The organism is Brenneria nigrifluens DSM 30175 = ATCC 13028, assembly GCF_005484965.1.
GTDB lineage: Bacteria > Pseudomonadota > Gammaproteobacteria > Enterobacterales > Enterobacteriaceae > Brenneria > Brenneria nigrifluens.
Map to the genome: position 1 here is coordinate 4,671,666 of NZ_CP034036.1, position 19,667 is coordinate 4,691,332.

The 19,667-nt window shown below is 58.9% G+C and carries 19 protein-coding genes; 11 read left to right on the forward strand and 8 right to left on the reverse strand.

From position 1 onward, the window contains the following. Positions 1 to 79: 79 nt before the first annotated feature. The 8 genes from EH206_RS21980 to EH206_RS22015 form a co-directional block, all read right to left on the reverse strand. On the reverse strand, positions 80 to 1,246 hold the full coding sequence (locus EH206_RS21980; RefSeq protein ID WP_040343526.1) for a HAMP domain-containing protein: 1,167 nt from the start codon (positions 1,244 to 1,246) through the stop codon (positions 80 to 82). Positions 1,247 to 1,696: 450 nt separating this feature from the next. Then, entirely contained in the window at positions 1,697 to 2,638 is a 942-nt protein-coding gene (locus EH206_RS21985; RefSeq protein ID WP_009114960.1) for an ABC transporter ATP-binding protein, read from the reverse strand. Continuing rightward, positions 2,631 to 3,617, reverse strand: a complete 987-nt coding sequence (locus tag EH206_RS21990) for an ABC transporter ATP-binding protein (protein WP_009114961.1) — start codon at positions 3,615 to 3,617, stop codon at positions 2,631 to 2,633. Before EH206_RS21990 ends, EH206_RS21985 begins: the two co-directional genes overlap by 8 nt. Next, entirely contained in the window at positions 3,617 to 4,507 is an 891-nt protein-coding gene (gene ddpC, locus EH206_RS21995; RefSeq protein ID WP_136163917.1) for a D,D-dipeptide ABC transporter permease, read from the reverse strand. Before ddpC ends, EH206_RS21990 begins: the two co-directional genes overlap by 1 nt. Further along, a complete protein-coding gene (locus EH206_RS22000; protein WP_009114963.1) occupies positions 4,507 to 5,529 on the reverse strand; it encodes an ABC transporter permease in 1,023 nt (340 codons plus the stop codon). Before EH206_RS22000 ends, ddpC begins: the two co-directional genes overlap by 1 nt. A gap of 68 nt (positions 5,530 to 5,597) precedes the next feature. Further along, on the reverse strand, positions 5,598 to 7,160 hold the full coding sequence (locus EH206_RS22005) for an ABC transporter substrate-binding protein (protein WP_009114964.1): 1,563 nt from the start codon (positions 7,158 to 7,160) through the stop codon (positions 5,598 to 5,600). 16 nt (positions 7,161 to 7,176) lie between these two features. Then, positions 7,177 to 7,764: a D-alanyl-D-alanine dipeptidase gene (ddpX, locus tag EH206_RS22010; RefSeq protein ID WP_009114965.1), complete on the reverse strand. Its 588-nt coding sequence runs from the start codon at positions 7,762 to 7,764 to the stop codon at positions 7,177 to 7,179. Between the two features lie 14 nt (positions 7,765 to 7,778). Further along, entirely contained in the window at positions 7,779 to 8,645 is an 867-nt protein-coding gene (locus EH206_RS22015; protein ID WP_040343531.1) for a MurR/RpiR family transcriptional regulator, read from the reverse strand. A 466-nt stretch (positions 8,646 to 9,111) separates the two neighbouring features. Between EH206_RS22015 and EH206_RS22020 the strand changes: the two genes are divergently transcribed. The 11 genes from EH206_RS22020 (at position 9,112) to EH206_RS22070 (ending at position 19,656) form a co-directional block, all read left to right on the forward strand. Next, complete coding sequence (locus EH206_RS22020; protein ID WP_009114967.1) at positions 9,112 to 9,969, forward strand: transporter substrate-binding domain-containing protein; 858 nt, start codon at positions 9,112 to 9,114, stop codon at positions 9,967 to 9,969. Between the two features lie 9 nt (positions 9,970 to 9,978). Beyond that, positions 9,979 to 10,638 (forward strand): amino acid ABC transporter permease, encoded by a 660-nt coding sequence (locus tag EH206_RS22025; RefSeq protein WP_009114968.1) that lies wholly within the window; start codon positions 9,979 to 9,981, stop codon positions 10,636 to 10,638. After that, positions 10,635 to 11,276, forward strand: coding sequence for an amino acid ABC transporter permease (locus EH206_RS22030; RefSeq protein ID WP_009114969.1), 642 nt, complete (start codon positions 10,635 to 10,637; stop codon positions 11,274 to 11,276). Before EH206_RS22025 ends, EH206_RS22030 begins: the two co-directional genes overlap by 4 nt. A gap of 4 nt (positions 11,277 to 11,280) precedes the next feature. Continuing rightward, positions 11,281 to 12,093, forward strand: coding sequence for an amino acid ABC transporter ATP-binding protein (locus tag EH206_RS22035; RefSeq protein ID WP_009114970.1), 813 nt, complete (start codon positions 11,281 to 11,283; stop codon positions 12,091 to 12,093). Next, positions 12,083 to 13,339: a M20 family metallo-hydrolase gene (locus tag EH206_RS22040; protein WP_009114971.1), complete on the forward strand. Its 1,257-nt coding sequence runs from the start codon at positions 12,083 to 12,085 to the stop codon at positions 13,337 to 13,339. The genes EH206_RS22035 and EH206_RS22040 overlap by 11 nt, the downstream gene beginning before the upstream one ends. After that, entirely contained in the window at positions 13,336 to 14,034 is a 699-nt protein-coding gene (locus EH206_RS22045; RefSeq protein ID WP_009114972.1) for a DUF1989 domain-containing protein, read from the forward strand. The genes EH206_RS22040 and EH206_RS22045 overlap by 4 nt, the downstream gene beginning before the upstream one ends. A gap of 66 nt (positions 14,035 to 14,100) precedes the next feature. Beyond that, a complete protein-coding gene (locus EH206_RS22050; RefSeq protein ID WP_009114973.1) occupies positions 14,101 to 14,691 on the forward strand; it encodes a cupin domain-containing protein in 591 nt (196 codons plus the stop codon). 451 nt (positions 14,692 to 15,142) lie between these two features. After that, positions 15,143 to 16,135 carry a BMP family protein gene (locus EH206_RS22055; protein ID WP_009114974.1) on the forward strand — a complete coding sequence of 331 codons (993 nt, stop codon included), beginning with the start codon at positions 15,143 to 15,145 and terminating at the stop codon, positions 16,133 to 16,135. Beyond that, complete coding sequence (locus EH206_RS22060; protein ID WP_009114975.1) at positions 16,135 to 17,655, forward strand: ABC transporter ATP-binding protein; 1,521 nt, start codon at positions 16,135 to 16,137, stop codon at positions 17,653 to 17,655. The genes EH206_RS22055 and EH206_RS22060 overlap by 1 nt, the downstream gene beginning before the upstream one ends. Continuing rightward, positions 17,648 to 18,730 (forward strand): ABC transporter permease, encoded by a 1,083-nt coding sequence (locus EH206_RS22065; RefSeq protein WP_136163913.1) that lies wholly within the window; start codon positions 17,648 to 17,650, stop codon positions 18,728 to 18,730. The genes EH206_RS22060 and EH206_RS22065 overlap by 8 nt, the downstream gene beginning before the upstream one ends. Then, a complete protein-coding gene (locus tag EH206_RS22070) occupies positions 18,727 to 19,656 on the forward strand; it encodes an ABC transporter permease (RefSeq protein WP_009114977.1) in 930 nt (309 codons plus the stop codon). The genes EH206_RS22065 and EH206_RS22070 overlap by 4 nt, the downstream gene beginning before the upstream one ends. Positions 19,657 to 19,667 lie beyond the last annotated feature (11 nt).

Genomic DNA, 19,667 nt, shown 5'->3' on the forward strand with positions numbered 1-19,667 from the left:
AAAGCCGCGCCGCTCGGCCGCAACGCGGCTTTAACCAGCGGCGGGAAGGTAAAAATGACAATCAGGCTTTGATGCGGGATTATTGCTGAAAAACGTGAATGCCGTGGTTCCCTTCATGGCGGGCCAGCTGCATGGCCAGACGCGCCTGCGCAAGCAGCAGCGCCGCACTCCTGACCTCTTGGCCGGACGATGGGTCAACGTGGAGAAGACCAGCGCCGGCGAAATACGGCGATGATTGACCGCTGGCCGGCATAAACGGCGCATTGATTTGCAGCGTAACGTTCCGCGCCCAGGCTTGCGCCTGTTCCGCGCTCGCCAGCGGCCTTGCCAGCACCGCGAACTCATCCCGGTCCAGACGGGCCAATAAAATACGCTTTCCTTCCTGCTGCTGATTAACCGCCGCTTTTAGCTGATTAATCAAAGTATGGTAAACCTCAACGCCGTTGCCTTCGCTATCGGCCGGTAACGGTTCAAGGCCGATAACCATAAGGCTGAACGGCGCGTTTTCCGCCAGCCACTGCTCCAGATGGAGAACATAGGCCGTTTTATCGGCGAACTCATACTGCGCGGCAAAAAGCGACTGTTCCAGCAATTGCTGATTGCGGTTATAGCAGCGCACCAGCGCGCCGATCTCGTCATCCTGATGCCAGGCCGGCAGCGTCAGCTGATGGTGGGCGATCCGCTGCGCCGGCAGATTCTTTAATTCGGTAATAATCGCCCGCAATGGATACACCATCAGCCGATTGATGCACCAGGTAATGGCGATGGATAAAATAAGCGCCAACAGCAGATAGGTTGCCAGCATGATCGAAAACGTACTGACAATAAACTGGAACATGCGATAAGAGTCGGCCTGCAGCACCAGATGCGCCAACGGCGTCGAATATTGCGTCTGCGGCGGGGAATACAGCGGCACCGAGATACGTATCGGCAGTTTAAAAAAGCGGGCGATCCACTGCGGCACCGGACGTTCCGTCGGGAAATTGGCGTGCAGCGTCTGGAAGTCGTCAGGCAGCAGAACATCCGCCCGGCTTAAAAAACCGACGGGCAACAAATTGTTCAGAATATCTTCAGCCCGCTGCACTTCGCCCTGTAGCACCGCTTCCGTCAACGGCTGGCGTACCGAGTAAGCGATAACCTCCAGTTGCCTGGCATAATCATCACGCCGTTGATTCACGAAGTGAAAAAGCTGTATCACTATAAACAGACTGATGGTAACCAGCGCCACAACGGACACGGCTGTCATCTGCTTAATAGTTAATGAACGTCTGAGCCGCAAGCACTTTCTCCGTTAATCCCGTATTGCTGCCGTGGTTACACCAAACCGGCTTAATTATGGGGCTAAAACGCTTAACTATTCCCCCTGCAAGCACGCCTGATAAAACCCCGGTAGTATAAGACAGCGGACCTTGGCCTCAATGCTGTTTTCTTCGGCTATGCCCAGGATTTCATCTTAATCCTAACCCGCCGCCAGCGCCGCCCCCCGCGGCGGGAAAACGGCCCCAGCATAGGAGATATCTCCCTCACAAGCCAGAAAATGGAACTTAAGTTGGTATTTAGCGCGAAAAGCGATGAAATGGTTATGCGTGGATTTGGCGGCCAGAATAAGCCCCGCGGATAGCACGCCAATTGCTCAAGGTTGCCGCGTCAACGGAAACCTTGCATTGCGGCGTGATTTTCCGGGGGCGGCGGCCCGTCAGGCGGCGCGCCAGCAGCGAACGGCCACATTTTGTTCCGTGGATGACATCGGCTGCCGCCGCTCGCAGCCTTCAGCGGCCAGCGGACAGCGCTCGCGGAAAAAACAGCCCGGCGGCAACACGCGGTTGCCCGGCAGCTCGCCTTTACGATCCTCAATCTCCCCGTCCAGCGAACGACCCACGCGCGGCACCGAATCCAGCAGCAGCCGGGTATAAGGATGTCGCGGCGCGGTCAGCACCTGCTGAGCGCCGCCCAGCTCGACGATTTGCCCGAGATACATCACCGCGACGCGGTCGCTCATATGGCGCACCACCGACACATTATGTGAAATCAGCACATAGGTCAGTGCGCGCTGCTGTTGCAGTTTCACCAGCAAGTTGAGAATTTGCGCCTGAACGGAAATATCCAGCGCTGACGTGGGTTCATCGAGCACGATGATATCGGGCTGTGAAGAGAGCGCGCGGGCAATCGAGATACGCTGGCGCTGGCCCCCGGAAAAAGCGTGGGGCAGACGATCCAGATATTCCGGGCGAATGCCGACCAGCTCCGCCAGTTCCACCGCTAACGCCCGGCGTTCCCGTTCACAGTTGTGTTTTTGCAGCCAGACCGGTTCGGTGATAATTCGCCAGACGGGCAAGCGCGGATCCAGCGATGAAAGCGGATCCTGAAACACCATTTGCATCCCGCTGCCAAGCCATGAGGTCGGGCTGCGGGCGCGAAAGCACGTTCCCGCGGCGGGTTTTAACATGCCCATCAATAACTGGGCCAGCGTGCTTTTGCCACAACCGGATTCGCCCACAATCCCCAGAGTCTCCCCGCGAACAATTTGCAAATCCAGACCATTTAACGCATGTACCTGTTCGGTGATTTTTCCACGCCAGTTTTTGCGCGCGGGAAAATTGACGTGTACATCCTGTAGTTCAAGCAAGATATCAGACATGTTGCTCCCCCCGTTGCGGATGCCAGCAGGCGGCGCGTTGTTCGCCGACGCCGCAGGATATTAACGCCGGCCGTTGCCGGCAGCGCGCATCGGCGGCAAAGCAGCGATCGCGGAAGGCGCAGCCCACCGGCAGCGACGCCAGGTTGGGCACGGTGCCCGGAATAGCGGGCAGCTGCGCGCGGGGCTGCGCTTCTTCCGGCGCGCAGCGCAACAAGCCGATGGAATAAGGATGGACGGGACGGGAAATCACATCCCGCGTCGCGCCGCTCTCAATCACCGCGCCCGCGTACATCACATACAGACGATCGCAAAGCTGGGACACCACCGCCATATCGTGGCTGATAAACAGTACCGAGGTCCCGCTGGCGCGCGCTTTGCGCTGCAGCAGGCGCAACACCTGCCGCTGCACGGTGACATCCAGCGCGGTCGTCGGCTCATCGGCGATAATCAGCTGCGGATCGCAGGAGAAAGCCAGCGCGATGATCACCCGCTGGCGCATGCCGCCCGACAGTTCGAAGGGATAGCGCTCCATCACTCGGGCGGCGTCGGAAATCTGCATTTCATTCAGCAGCCCGATGGCTTTCTGAACCGCCGCCTGGCGGGAGAGGGGCTGATGCTGGCGGATCACATCGGTCATCTGCCGGCCGATACGCCGCGTGGGATTGAGCGCCGTCATCGGCTCCTGAAAGATCATCGCCGCTTGCGCCCCGCGCAGTCGCCGCATCTGCTTTTCGCTGGCATTCAGTACATCCATACCGAGAACGCTAAGGCTGCCGCCGTTAACGCGATAGCTGCCGGGGGTCAGCAGGCGCATGGCCAGCATGGCGGTAACCGACTTGCCCGAACCGGACTCGCCGACCACGCCGACAATTTCGCCGCGCTTCACCTGCAGCGAGACCTGATTGAGCGCGCTGACTTCGCCGTTATACACCGGGAAGCTCAGCTGTAAATTATCGATATTCAGAACGTCGTCGTGCATCAGTTGCGTCCTCCGCTTTTCGGATCGAGCAGGTCGCGCAGGCCGTCGCCGAACAGGTTGAATCCGACGGCGGTAAGCAGAATCGCCACGCCGGGGAAGGTGCAATACCACCACTGGTCGAGCACATAGTTACGGCCGTTGGCGACCATCGCCCCCCACTCCGCCGTCGGCTGCTGCGCGCCGAGGCCGATAAACCCCAGCGTGGCGGCCATCAGAATGGCGGTGCCGATATCCAGCGACGCCTGCACAATCAGCGGCGGCAGCGCATTGCGCAGCACGTGCCAGCTAATCAGATGCCAGCGCGTGGCGCCAAAAATTTTCGCCGCCTGTACGTAGGCCAACTGACGCACCACCAGCGTCTGCCCGCGCGCCAGGCGGACATAAAAGGGAACGCGCACGACGGCGATGGCCAGCATGGCATTAAACAGACTCGGCCCCAGCGCCGCCGCCAGCGCCATGGTCAACACCAGCGAGGGGATCGACAGCATGATGTCCATAATGCGCATAATCAACGCGTCGACCCAGCCGCCGACGACGCCGGAAAAGCAGCCCAGCAGCGAGCCGATCGTGCCGGAGAACAGCACCACCGCCAGACCGGCGGCCACCGACAGCTGACTGCCGATCAGCACGCGGCTAAACAGATCGCGCCCCACTTCGTCCGTGCCGAACCAGTGCTGCGCCGAGGGCGGTTGCAAACGGGCCGCCAGATCGATGGCGTTGGGATCCTGCGGTGTTAGCCAGGGCGAAAAGATCATCAACAGCAGCACGATCAGCATAATGACGCCGCCCGCCAGCGTCAGCGGGCTGCTCTTCAGCATCCAGAAGCGCTTGCCCCAGCGTTGTCGCCGCGCGCTTTTGCGCGGCGCCGCCGCCTCGTTGCTTAACATCATCATTCCGCCCCCCCACGCCCAATGCGGGGGTCTATCCATAAATAGAGCAGATCCACCACCAGATTGACCACCACATACGCCAGTGAAACCACCACCGCGAAGCCCATCACCGCCGGGAAATCCAGCGCCTGAATCGACGAGACCACATAAGCGCCCATGCCGGGCCAGGAAAATACGGTTTCCGTCAGCACCGCGCCGTACAGCAGATCGCCCAAGGCCAGCCCCAGAACGGTAACCGACGGGATCAGCGCATTGGGCAGCGCATAGCAGAGGATGACGCGCCAGGCCGGTAAACCGCTGGCGCGCGCGGTGCGAATATAATCTTCGCTGAGCTGCTCAAGCATGGCGGAGCGGATTTGACGCGCCACAATGCCCAGGTGCACAAAGGCCAGCGTCAGCGCGGGCAGAATCAGATGTTGCAGGCTGTTCCAGAACGCCTCTCCGTTGCCTTCCAGCAGCGAGTCGACGGTATAAAACCCGGTTACCCGCAGCGGCGGATCGATCCAGTCATCAAGACGCCCGCCGCCGGGCAGCACATTAAGGTAGCCGTAAAACAGCACAATCACCCCCAACCCCAGCCAGAATGCGGGGGTGGAGATACCGGTGATCGCCAGTAAACGCACCAGATGATCGAGCCAGCGATCGCGATACACCGCCGACAGCACGCCGAGCGGCACGCCCAGCATCAGCGCCAGCAGCAGGGCGCAAAAGGCCAGCTCCAGCGTGGCGGGAAAAAATGTGCGCAAATCCTCCAGCACCGGACGCCCGGTGCGAATGGACGTCCCCAGATTGCCGTGCAGCAACTCGCCGACGTAGCGAGAAAACTGGACATACAGCGGTTGATCCAGCCCCAACTGTTGGCGAATATGCTGAACAATGTCGTCGCTGGCGCGATCCCCGGCCAGCAAGCGCGCCGGATCGCCGGGGATCAGGTGGGAAATGATAAAGGTGATGACGCAAACCCCCGCCACCACGAGCATCAGTCCCCAACAGCGCTGCCGTAAAATACTCCACAAGGTCATGTTAAAGCCCCCAGTCAAGGAATAAACAGGGCCAGCGGCGGCCCTTAATAAAGGTATGGCTTATTTTTTTATTTACTCATGGTCGCCACGTTAAACACCTGCTCCAGCATCGGATTGAAAACAAAGCCTTTTACTTCCTTGTTGATGGCGACCTGATAGTTTTTCTGGAACAGGTAGACATAGGCGGCCTCATCGATAACGATCTTCTGCGCGGCCTGATAATTTTTGCTGCGCTCGGCCTGATCCGACGTCGCCACGGCTTTCTTCAGCAGGTCGTCGACGGTTTTGTTGTCATAGAAAGCGCGGTTTCCCGGCAGACCTTTCTTATCCGACTCGAACCAGTAGTTCATAAACATATAGGGATCGGCAAAGTCGGGGCTCCAGTTACCGATGGCGATGTCGTAATCCCCTTTGCCGACGCGATCGCGCATGGTGGCGTTGGCCAGTTTCTCCAGCTTGACGTTGATGCCCAGATTTTTGAGGCTGGCCTGAGTGGAGATGGCGATAGGCTCCCAGTTGGCATCGTTGTCGGAATAGAGAAACGTCAGGCTGGATGGCTTATCGGTCACCTTGTCGTAGGCGGCTTGCGCCTTTTGCGCATCGAAGCCGTACTGCATGGCTTGCGCATCGTAGCCCCACAGCCCTTCCGGGATCGGGCCGCGCATCTGTTTGGCGTTGCCGCCGAGCAGGCCGTTTACCATGCCCGGGTAATCGGTCGACCAGGAGATGGCGCGCCGCAGATCCGCCTGATTTAACGGCGCCCTGCCGTTATTGAGATAGAGATAGGTTACGCGCAGCGACGGATATTCATTGGTCGCCACTTTTCCCTCTTTTTTCAGCGCCGCCAGCTGATCGATCGGCAGTGATTCGGCAATATCGATGTCGCCACGGGAAAGCTGCAGGCGACGCGTCGCGCTCTCGCCGATGATCTTCACCGAAACGCGTTTAAAGGCGGGTTTGGCGCCGTTATAGTGCGGATTGGGAACCAGCACCAGCTGCTGTCCTTTCTGCCAGCGCTGTAACATATAAGGACCGGAGCCCGCGGTGTTCTCCGCCAGCCAGCCTTTGGCGTCATCGGCGCCGTGATCTTTTATCACCGCCGGGTTGACGATCGCCGCACCCGCATTGGCCAGCGTATAGAGGAAGGGGGCAAACGGCGTACTGAGCGTGAAACGCACGGTATAGGGGTCGACCACCTCGACGTTTAAATCCTTCGGATAGGCTTCCGACGGCCCTTGCCCAATCCTCAGCAAACGCTCGAACGAAAACTTGACCGCCTCGGCGGTGACCGGCGCGCCATCGGAAAATTTGGCATCGTTCTTCAGTTGAAAGGTCCAGACTTTGCCATCGGCGGAAGCCTGCCAGCCGGCGGCCAAATCCCCTTCCACCTCCGTGGAGCCTTTGCCGTTTTCCGTTTTATACTGCACCAGACGCTGATAGGCGGGGTAAGTGACCGTCCAGTCATTATTATCGATGGTGACCGCCGGATCGAGCGTCTGCGGATCGGCGGCCTTGCCGATCACCAACATATCTTGCGGCACCGCCGCCAGTGCGGGCGTAACGCTTATGGCGATAGCCGCGGCGATCAGCGCCGGTCGAAACAACGAAACTGCTGTGCTAGTCATCTTCATGGCAGTGCTCCTGGTTTCACAGTAAATGGGGGAGGATGATGTTTTGCGATGCGATGCAGCTAAAACGCTCGCTTAACAGCGGGTAGGCCGAAGAGCCGGGCAGTTCAAAGTGCCACCATTCGCTGGCGATGCCGACAAAGCCGCCGCCGAACATGATGGCGTTCAACAACAGGCGATTGCGCTGCGCCGTAGGCGGCACGGCGGGGTGATAAGGATGAGAGCGTTCATGCATCTCATCAAATTCCGTGCCCATATCCAGCAGTCGGCCGTTTTCGTCGCAAAGCGCAACGTCCACTGCGGTGCCGCGGCTATGATTGGAGCCCAGCGAGACCTCCATCACATACCGCGGGTCCGGGCAGGCCAGCCACAGATACTCCTGCGCCTTCCTGGGACGATAGGCGTCGTAAATCAGCAGCGTGACCCCCGCCAGCTCGGCGATTCCCACGCTGCGCCCCAGGGCCTCGGCGGCGTCCGGGTGCAGCAAGCAGCGATTTTCGCTGTAAATGGTCCGGCCGGTAATGTTATCCGCCGTGGCATATTTCATGTCGATGCGCACCTGGGGAAAAACAGCGGCAATATCAACCAATTCAATATCTTGATTCATATAACAAATCCTAATTAGCGTTCAAATTGTCCAAACTCCTGTTGCAGTTGGCGGTTTAGCGCCAGACGGGAGGCCAAACGATCGCCGAGCCGCTCCACGACTGCGGAAAGCAGCAGGTTGAACAGGCAACTGAGCGGCGCCAGCGAATCCCAGAAATGGCCGGTATCGGTCTGCACTTGCAGCAGATCCAGCGGATAATCCCGCGCCCACGGGCACCAGATATCGGTGACCAGCGCCAGCGGCAGGTCGCGCTCACTGGCGGCGCGGCAATATTGCCGGGCGATGGTGGAATACGCGCGCGTGTCGGTAACCACCAGATAAGGACGATCAAACTCGGAGTTGAGCGACTCCACCCAGGTACCCGATAGCCCATCGACATAGCTGACGCGGGGACGCAGGTATTCCAGATGGCTGAAAAAAGCGTTGGCGATACCGCGCGTGGACTGGATGCCCAAAATAAACACCGCTTCCGCTTCGGCCAGCTGCCGGCTCACCCGGGCAAAGGTTTCGCTCTGCGCCAGTTGATAAACCCTGGCGATGGCATCCAGCTCAAGCTGAAGCGACTGGGAAAAACGGTCTGATAACGCATGCTGTTGCCGCCATGAATCAAGGCGGTCGATCACGCCCCATGGCTGGTAGGGCATGTCCGGCGACGCGCGCAAACTGCTTTTGACATCTTCCAGATTGCGATAGCCCAGCTTGCGCAAATAGCGCCCGACGGTAATGCCGGAGGTTCCCGTCGCTTTGGCAATGCTATCCGCTGTTTCGAACGGCACCTGTTCGATATGCGTGAGCAGCCAGCCGGCAATGCGTTTACCGCTCGGCGTCTGCTGGCTGAAACTTGCTTCAATCCTTGCGATCAATTCCATTTTTTCCGCCATCTCCGCCCCGCTGTTATTTTTCTGTCATCTATAAAAATAATGTTATGAAAATAACAATGCAGGGGGCGTGCCAAGTTTTATCAGGCGTGGAAAGGGCTGTCAGACGGCATTTCTGCTAAAAAGAGAGTGAATAAGGAGGAGTAAAAGCGCAAAAGCTGTGCAGTTTCGATCCGTTTTGGTGCAACTTGCCGTCAAGGTCAGATGCGGCCATCGGCATCGTCCTCCCGCACAACGTCAGTGCAACGGTGCACTACAATCAGACAAAGGATATCAACTTTCCCACTACGCAGAGGGTTTTTCCCTGACACTTTGTCATCGTTTTCAATAATTATCTTTTAATAACAATATGTTAGTTGTTTATTTCGCATTTTCTTTCTCCAACGCTCAGACTGGCACGCTTCATGCTTTTGTAATTTCATGCAAGTTACTTGAATTAAAAGCACGTCACTTTCACCAGGGAAACACCATGATACTTCGTAAATTCGCCACCGCTTTCTGCGCCTCTACACTGTGTGCTGTCATCGTCCTCGCCTTTCCTGCCCACGGCGCCGACCTGCTGGACAGGATTACCGCCGGCAAGACCATCACCATTGCCACCGAAGCGCGCTATGCGCCGTTTGAGTTTGTTCAGGACGGCAAAATCGTCGGTTACGACGTCGATCTGATGAACCATATTTTGCAAAAAAACCTGCCGGGCGTGAAAGTGAAACAGCTCGATCTGCCGTTTCAGGGGATCCTGCCGGGACTGGACGCCAAAAAATTCGATTTCGTGGTCACGGCGGTTACCGTTAACAAGCAGCGGATAGAACATTTTGCATTTACCGTGCCGATTGCCGAATCCACCGTCGCCTTGCTCAAGCGCGAAAGCGATACCTCTATTGCCTCGCTGGACGATCTCAGCGGCAAAGTAGTGGGCTCACAGGCCGGATCCGGTCAGTTGCAAATTTTGCAGTCGTTCAACGAACAGTTAAAAGCCGGGGGCAAGCCCGGCATCAAAGAAATCAAACAGTATGTGTCCTTTGATGAAGCCTATGCGGATCTGGCGAACAAGCGGCTTGACGGCGTCGCCCAGTCGCTGGCGAATCTTGGCCCGCTGATCAAAAGCCGCCCCGGCATCTTCAGCACGCTTGAACCGATGCTCGGTCCGACCACCTATTTTGGCTGGGTAGGACGTAAAGATGAAGACAGCGCCCGGTTGGTAAAACTGTTCAGTGACGGCATTGCCGAAGCCAACCGCGACGGTACGATGAAAGCGCTGCAAGACAAGTGGTTTGGCTTCACCATGACCGTTCCAGCCGATCAAATGCCTGCGCCGAGTCTGTAAGGGACACGTATGGCCGATTTTTACCTGCTGTTCCTCTCTTGGCTTCCCGACTTGCTCAACGGGGCGGCGACCACCGCATCATTGTGCCTGACCGCCATCGTCGCCGGCTTTTTTGTCGGCGTGGGGATCCATATGATGGAACGCAGCCCGATGCGGCTGTGGCGGAACATCGCCAACGCCTGGGTCAGCCTGTTCCGCGGCACACCGGTGCTGGCGCAGATGCTGCTGTGCTTTTATCTGCCCGGCGAACTGGGGCTGGAAATTTCCAGCTATCTCGCCGCCGTTCTGGCCCTGACGCTCAATACCGCCGCCTACCAGTCGCAAATCCTGCGCAGCGGTTTTGCCGCCATCCCGTCCGGCCAGTTGGAAGCGGCGGCGATCTGCGGCCTGAGTTCACGCCAGACTCTGTGGCGCATTCAGGTGCCGCAGGTGCTGCGCCTGACGTTGCCGTCCTTGATCTCTGAACTGATCGACGTGGTGAAAGCCTCCGCCGTGGTGTCGGTTATCGCCATTACCGACCTGATGCGGGTGGGCCAGCAACTGGCCTCGTCAACCTATCAGCCTTTGCAGGTGTATATCGCCACGGCGCTGGTCTACCTGCTGCTGACCAGCCTGCTCGCGCTGCTGGGCCGCTATTTTGAACGCCGCTGGGTGAAGGAAAGAACATGAACGATCTGCTTCTCTACCTGCCTGACTATCTGCGCGCCATGGGCGTCACCCTGTGGATCAGCGCCTGTTCGGCGGTGCTGGGCGCATTGCTCGGTTTCGCCCTGCATGCGGCGTGCCGTCAGCAGCGGGCGCTCTATGCCGCGTGGCGCGTCTACGTCTGGCTGATTCGCGGCACCCCTTATCTGGCGCAGTTGGCGGTCATCTATTTCGGTCTGCCGTCGGTCGGCGTTATGTTGAGCGCCGCTGAAGCCACCATTTTGTCGCTGACGTTATACAGCGCCGCCTATTTCGGCGAAATTTTCCGCGCCAGTTGGCAGAGCATTGGCCGTGGCCAGTTGGAAGCGGCGGCGGCGCATAATATTTCGCCGTGGCAGAGTTTCTGGCATATCCAAACGCCGCAGGCAATGCGTTTCAGCCTGCCGCTGCTCGGCAATCAGTTCATTCTGACCATTAAAGAAAGCGCGGTGGCCTCGGTGATCACCGTGCCTGAACTAACCATGACGACCGGACAGATCGTTGCGAATACCTATACCTACGTCCTGCCCTATGCCTTGCTGATCCTGAGCTACTGGCTGCTGGCGCAGGCCGTCAGCCTGAGTATCCACCTGCTCAGCCGCTGGCAGACCTTTAAAGGATAACCCTATGGCTGAAACCCTTATCGAACTGCGCGATGTCGGCAAATCATTTGATGGCAACCGGGTGCTGAAAAATATCAATCTGGCCGTCGATGTCGGCGAGATCGTTACGCTGATTGGCCCGTCGGGATCGGGCAAAACCACCGCGCTGCGCTGCATGAACTTTCTGGAAGCCTATGATGAAGGGGAGATCCGGATTAAAGGCCAGTTGTTGGGCTACAGCGGGCCGGGGCGCGAACCACGACACCGTGACAGCCCGGCGCTGATTGCCGAAGTGCGTCGTCCGCTGGCTATGGTATTTCAACAGTTCAATCTGTGGCCGCACATGACCGTGCTGGAGAACGTCACCGCTCCGCTGGTGCTGGGGAAAAAATTGCCGCGCCACCAGGCCCGTCAACGTGCCGCCGCCGCGCTGGCGCAGGTCGGGATGACGGAAAAGGCCGATGCCTGGCCGTCGCGTCTGTCGGGCGGGCAGCAGCAGCGCGTCGGCATTGCCCGTGCGCTGGCGCTGGAACCGGAACTGCTGTTGCTGGACGAGCCGACCTCCGCGCTCGATCCCGAACGGGTCGAGGAAGTGCTGGACGTGATAAAAGCGCTCGCGGGCAGAGGCATTACCATGGTGATGGTCACGCATGAGATGTCGTTCGCCGCCCATATCTCTTCGCGCATCGTTTTTATGGCGGACGGCGGCGTGGTGGAAAGCGGGCCGCCTGGTACGCTGTTGCGTAATCCGCAAACGGAACGCCTGCGGGCCTTTCTCGCGCCGTGGTTTAAAAGCCCGCTGCAACTTAATGAATCGGAGTTCGTCAATGGTCAGTGAACCGGCAAAAAAAGCCGCTGATTGTGTCAGCCAGACACGTCTGCTCGACAATCTGGCCGCCTTGTCGCGCTTCGGCGCGTTGGCCTCCGGCGGGGTAAACCGTCAGGCGCTTTCCGCGGAAGATCTGGACGCGCGAGCATGGCTAATCGATCTGGCGCAATCGCTGGGCTGCGAGGTATCCACCGATGGCTGCGCCAACCTGTTTATCCGCCGTGCGGGATTGCAGGACCTGCCGCCGGCGGTCACCGGCAGCCACATGGATACCCAGCCATGCGGCGGCAATCTGGATGGGTGCTACGGCGTTATGGCAGGCATCGAATGCATTGCAGCGCTCAATAAAGCTGGCATCGTTACCCAGCGGCCAGTGGAAGTGGTGGTCTGGACCAATGAGGAAGGCAGCCGCTTCGCCCCCGGCGCCATGGGCTCCAGCGCCTTTGTCGATCCAGACCGTCTGGCAGACTATCTGCAAAGCCGCGATCGGGACGGCGTGACGGTCGGCGCGGCGCTGGCCGACTGCCACCGCCGCTTTGCCTCCCTGCCGCGCCGCGCCACCTACCCGATGGCGGCATTTATCGAGCTGCATATAGAACAAGGGCCGGTGCTTGAACAGGCCGGGCTGTCGCTGGCAACCGTACAGGGCATTCAGGGCGTTCGCTGGTATCAGGTCCGCTGCCTCGGTCAGAGCGCCCATGCCGGCACCACGCCGATGGGCAGCCGCAAAGACGCCATGACGTTGGCGCGCCGCCTGGCGGATCGCATCGAGCAGGGCGTGGCCGACGTGCCGGCCGATCAACTACGCTTAACCTTTGGCTGCTGGCAGGTGACGCCGAACGCCATCAACACCGTGGCGAGCGAAGTCAGCTTCACCGTCGATTTCCGCCATCCCGACGCCGCCGTTTTAGCCCGCTTTGACGTGGTGATGGCCGACCTTGCCGCAGACGACGTCGCCGTGACGCCATCACTGTTTCAGCCGCCGGTCGCCTTTGACCGTCATCTGTTGGCGCAACAACAGGCGTGCTGCGACGTGCTGGACATTCCAACCGGCCGACTGGTTTCCGGCGCCTTCCATGATGCAATGTATCTGGCCCGGCACTGCCCGACCAGTATGTTTTTCGTTCCAAGCCGTAACGGTATCAGCCACAACCCGGCTGAATATACCGACCCCCATTCGCTCTGGCTTGGCGCCAGAGCCCTCGCCTGCTGTCTGACAGAACTGGCAAACCCATTAACAGGAGTCAATTCATGAGCACAATCCACTACCCTGCCTGCTGTGAAAAAGATAACGGCACCGCACTGGGCACCAATGCCACCGCCACCTCGCCGATTTCTGCCGACGGCACGCCGGTTCCCGGTGAGCAATATACGGTGCCTGCCCGCTGTGGCCGTGCCGTGCGCCTGCAAAAAGGGCAGGTTATCCGCATTATTAATACCCCGGGAAGTCAGGTGTGTGATACCTGGCTGTTCAATAGCGAAGACCTGAGCGAATTCTCTTCTATGGAGCACACCCGCGCATTTATCGACAAAATCATCCCCAAACCGGGTGATGTGCTGGTCACCAACCAGCGCCGCCCCATCGGCACGCTGCTGACCGATACCTCGCCGGGGGTACACGACACCATGATTGCCGCCTGCGACCTGTTCCGCTACAGCAATATGGGGATCACCGAATATCACGACAGTTGCGCCGATAATATGCGCCTAGCGCTCAACGCCATCGGCCTGCGCGCCCGCGAAGTGCCGCAGCCGCTGAACCTGTGGATGAATACCCCGGTTAACCCCGATTACACTATTTCCTGGCTGCCCGCCGTCAGCAAAGCCGGCGACTATGTCGAGATCCGCGCCGAACTGGACTGCATCGTGGTCATGTCCGCCTGCCCGCAGGACATCGTGCCAATCAATGGTTGTAATCCTCAGGCAATTCATTTTAGTGTAACGGACTAATCAGCCATGCCGCCCGTTGTCAGGCCGACGACGGGCAGCGTCCACTTTTACAACCGATAACTCGTTATGAAAAAAAACGGCGACACCAGCGGTACAGTATTATCCAATCTTGGTATGCGGCTACGACATGCTCGTCTGGCGCAGGAAATGACCTTAAAACAGCTGGCGCAGAAGGTGGAATGCTCTGAAAGCCTGCTCTCTAAACTGGAAAACGACGTCGCCACGCCGTCTCTGGCGATGCTCCACCGGCTGGCCCGTGCGCTGGAAACCAACATTTCAGATCTGATGGCGGAAAACTGGGTGACGGATTCACCGGTGCTTAAACCGGATCAACGGCGGCGAAAACGTTTCCTGCAACGCAACAAGCAGGGCGGCATCGAACTGGAAAACCTGACCTATAACCATAAGGGCGGCCTGTTACAGGGCAACATCCACATTATCGAGCCTGGTGTGGCCAGCGATGGTCTGATTGAGCACCACGGCGAAGAGATGGGGTATGTGTTATCCGGCGAAATCGAATTGTATCTGGGTGAGGAAATCCATCGGTTAACCGCCGGGGATTCCTTTTATTTCCCCAGCCATATCCCCCACGGTTATTGCAACATTGGCGAGACGGTGGCGCACGTTCTGTGGGTCAATACGCCGGTTACGTTCTGAATCGCGCTGACGCGCCGCGTTAACCCGCATTATGCTTCCCCTTTTAGTCTGGCCGCTGCAAGTCCCACGGCCAGCGCGCCCGCTGAAAAACAGGCTTCGTTCCTCTCCCTCTGCACATTAAGCGGCCAAAATGGTCTTATACTGAACTTTTTAAGTGCAAAAATCGCACGCCTTGCTCCATTTCGGCACAGCGGCGTCGGGTCGCCGTCCGGCGGAGAGGAAAGATAGCGCGTTTTACTTCTTCCCTCCCCCAACAATTACCGATGACGACAAACCCTTGCAGGACGCGGTCTGACGCGTTTTTTTACCCGCCGTCGCCGCAACCTTGCGGCGCCTGTCGATAAACATTTTCCCGTGGGATGCAGATGGACAAAAAGCAGGCATGAAATTTGCTTTACTTAAACTCAAGTTACTTGAAAGAAAGTTAACATCATTGAATTGGAGAACGAAAATGACCATCTATGCCACCCCACGTCCTTTTGCCGCACTCGTCCGGGTCGTCGCCGCCGCCGCTGTTTCAATAACGCTTGCTTACGCCGGCGTGGTCGGCGCCCAGCCATTGAAGGTGGCCATTGTGATGGCCGGTAATATCACCGACCACTCGTTTAATCAGTCCGGTTACGAGGGCGTGATGCAGGCGGGCAAAGCGTTGGATATTGAAGTGGCTTACAGCGAGAAAGTGCCTCAGCCCGATCAGGCCCGCGCCCTGTCTGATTATGCCCGCCGCGGCTACGACATCGTAATCGGCCACGGCGGTGAATTTCAGGATGCGGTCGATCGGGTCGCCAAACGCAATGCCAACACCCAGTTTCTCATCGTCAACGGCACCCAAAGCGGCGGCAACGTCTCCACGCTGGCTTTTGACATGAAGGATATGGGTTATGTCATTGGCTATATCGGCGGTAAAAGCTCGAAAACCGGAGTCGGCGGCTTTGTCGGCGCACAGAAAATCAAAGCTTATACCGATCTGAACGAGGGTTTCGTTGAAGGCTTCAAGGCCGCGCGACCGGACGGCAAGGTACTCAGCGCCTGGACCAACGACTGGGACGATCTGGCCAAAGGGAAAGAAGCGGCGCTGAATCTGATCGACCAGCAGGCGGATGCCCTGTTCCCCACCATGGATAATGCAGTGCTTGGCAGCCTGCAAGCCGTCAGAGAGAAAAATAAACAGGGCTTCGGCATTTACTATGATGCGCTGAAAGACTGGCCGGACAACCTGCTGCAATCCGCGGTACTGGATATGCGCGGCGCGCTGCTGGCTATCCTGACTCAAGCCAAAAGCGGACCGCTGGCAGGCAAAGCCTATGTCTACGGCTTCGAAACCCCAGCCGCGTTTCGTCTCGGCAGCTATGGCAAAGCGGTGTCAGAACAGACCAAAACCGACGTCGCCGCGTTGATTGAGGAGATCAAACAACGCAACGCCGCCGCGGCAGTACAGCCGTAATGAGCTATCTCAGCATTGAAGGCCTGAGTAAGCGGTTCGGTGATTTCAGCGCGCTGGATACGGTTTCTCTTAACGTCAGCAAAGGCAGTATCCATGCGGTGCTGGGCGAAAACGGCGCCGGTAAAACCACGCTGATGAATATCCTGTACGGTCTGTACCAGCCCGATAGCGGGCACATCAGCCTGGCGGGCAAGCCGCTGAAGGTTTCCTCCCCCAGACAGGCGCTGGACTGCGGTCTGGGAATGATCCACCAGCACTTTATGCTGGTGGATAACCTGACGGTGCTGGAAAACGTCATTCTCGGCTATTCCGGCGGGCTGCGGCTCAGGCTGGCGGAACACCGTCGCAGGCTCATCGAACTGAGTGAGCAGGTTGGTCTGGATATCAACCCGGACCACCCGATATGGCAATTGCCTATCGGGATGCGCCAGCGGGTTGAGATCCTCAAGGCGCTTTACCGCAATGTGGATGTGCTGATCCTCGACGAACCCAGCAGCGTACTCGGTCCCGACGAGATAGCGTCGTTTTTGCAGATTCTGGCCAAACTGCGCAGCATGGGAAAAACCATGCTGTTCATTACCCATAAGCTGGACGAGGTGTTCCGGGTGTGCGATCGGGTGACGGTGCTGCGCCGGGGCAAAGTCGCCGGACACGCGGAGATTGCCGACACCACGCCACAGGCGGTGTCGCGCATGATGGTCGGGCGCGACCTGACAAAACCGCCCGATTTGCCGCCAATGCCGCAGGGAGAGGTGGTGCTGGCGGTAACCGCGCTCAACGCCCGCAACGATCGGGGTATGCAGGCGCTGCATGATATTTCGTTCCAGATTCGCGCCGGTGAGGTACTGGGTATCGCCGGGGTCGATGGCAACGGCCAGTCAGAGCTGGCCGAAACCATCACCGGGCTGCGCCAGCCCACCTCCGGCGACGTCAGCGTGCGAGGGGAGTCGATGCTGGGTTATGACGCGGGCGAACGCCGCCACCGTTTCAACGTAGGATATGTTCCCGAAGATCGCCACAGTACCGGCCTGGTTCTGGAGTTTTCCCTGTGGCAAAACGCCATGCTGCGTGACGCCCGCCGTACCCCCTTTGCCCGTCGCGGGCTGATCAACGCCCGGAAAACCCGGGACATCACCCGCGGCTGGTGCGAAAAATACGATATTCGTATGCACTCGGTTAACCAGCCGGTTCGCTTCCTGTCCGGCGGTAATCAGCAAAAATTGATCTTTGCCCGTGAAGTGGAATGCGATCCGGCGTTGCTGGTGGTGATGCAGCCCTGCAAAGGGCTTGACGTCGGCGCCATCGAGGCGGTACAGCGCGTGGTGCGCGAACAGCGCGAACTGGGCAAGGCAATCCTCTATATTTCGACCGAACTGGATGAGATCATGGCCATTTCCGATCGCATTGGCGTGATGTGCGCCGGGCAGCTCACCGGAATGCTGACGCGGGCAGAGGCAACCACAGAACGTATCGGCGAGCTGATGACCAGCGATGCCGTCGAGGACATCCACCATGAATAACCTGCGGCAAGTGTTCTATAGTTTACGCATGGTGTGGGCGGTGCTGGCCGCCTTTGCCGTCGGTTCATTACTGATTCTGGCGACCGATCACAACCCTATCGAGGCCTATGGCGCGCTGTTTCAGGGCGCATTTTTCGACTACTACGGTCTGGCCGATACATTGATCAAAATGTGCCCCATGCTGCTGGCCGGGCTGGCGGTGATCATTCCGATGCGCTGCGGCCTACTGAACGTGGGCGGCGAAGGGCAGATTTACATAGGCGGGCTGGCGGCGGCGGCGGTCGCCCTCTATCTGCCCGCGGCGCCCGCCTGGCTGCATCTGCTGTTGTGCCTGCTGGCCGGTATGCTGGGCGGCGGGCTGTGGGGCGCGATCCCTGGTTATCTGCGCGCCACCCGCGGCATCAACGAGGTGATCGTGACGCTGCTGATGAACTACGTCGGTATCAATATCGTCAGCTATTTCGCCGGCGGCCCGATGATGCAGGACGGCGCGCCTTACCCCTACTCCAACGAAATCAGCGACAGCCTGTGGTTGCCGATCTTTCTGCCGCACACCGACACCCATATCGGCGTGTTTATTGCCGTCGCGCTGAGTCTGCTGGCGTTCTGGGTATTGCGCTACACCACCGTCGGCTTTTCCATGGCGGCGGTGGGCAAAAGCCCAAAAGCGGCGCACTATGCTGGCATGTCCATCAACCGCCACATCATCGGCAGCATGATCGCCGGCGGCGCGGTGGCGGGACTGGCCGGGGCCGTCGAGGTCGTGGGCGTCAAATACCGGCTATATCACCTGTTCAGTCCCGGCTACGGTTACGATGGCATCGTGGTAGCGTTTATGGCCAGCCTCAATCCGCTGTTCGCTGCACTGTCCGCCTTTTTCCTCGCCGGGTTAAGCACCGGGGCGCAATTCATGCAGCGGGCCATCGGGCTTGATGTAACGGCGATTGAAGCCCTGCGCGGCCTGATCGTCATCTTTGTGGCGGCGGGCCTGATCTGGAGACTCCGGCAGCCAAAACCGTCCGCCGCCGTCGCCCCCCTCGTCTCTTCCACTCTCTCTTCCCAGGGACAAAAATGATGGATGCCACCTATCTTGCGATTGTCTCGACAGGGTTGCGCCTGTCAGTCCCGCTGATCTTCGCCGCGTTGGGCGGCATCTGGTCGGAACGCGCCGGCGTTTTCAATCTTGCGCTGGAAGGCAGCCTGCTGTGCGGGGCTTTCGGCGCGGCGCTGGGCAGCTTCTATTTCCACAGCGCCTGGGCGGGGCTGGCGGTCGGGCTGTTCGCCGCCGGACTGACCGGCCTGCTGCTCGCGGTGATGACCGTCTGGCTGTCGATCAATCAGATGGTGGCGGGCATTGCCATCAATATGTTCGCCATCGGGATAACCGCCTTTCTCTCGCGCATCGTTTTCAGCGGGCAAGGCGCGTCTGACAGCCTGACCGGCTTTTCCACTTTTGCCATTCCCGGTCTGTCGTCCATCCCGATAGTCGGCAACCTGCTGTTCAATCAGGATTTTCTGGTGTACCTGATGTACGCGCTGGTGCCGCTGGCCTGGTGGTTGCTGTTTCATACTTCCTGGGGGCTGAACCTGCGCGCCACCGGCGAGTATCCGCGGGCGGTTGACAGCGCCGGTCTGTCGGTGTTTGGCATTCGCTTTATCAGCGTGGTCGGGTCGGGGGTGATTGCCGGTCTCGGCGGCTGCTATCTGGTGCTGTCGCAGGTGTTTATATTCACCGAACATATGAGCGCCGGCAAAGGCTTTATCGCGCTGGCCGCGCTGATACTTGGCCGCTGGCACCCAATCGGCGCCGTGGCGGCCTGTCTGTTGTTCGGTCTGGCGGATGCGCTGCAGCTACGGCTACAGTTCAGTCATCCCGACGTACCTTATCAATTGTTCGTGGTGCTGCCCTATGTGGCGTCGATCGGCGCGCTGATTATCTTTGCCGGGAAAATCAGGCCGCCGGCGGCGGCCGGGGAACATTATCAACGCGGCGGGAAATAACGCACTGCGCC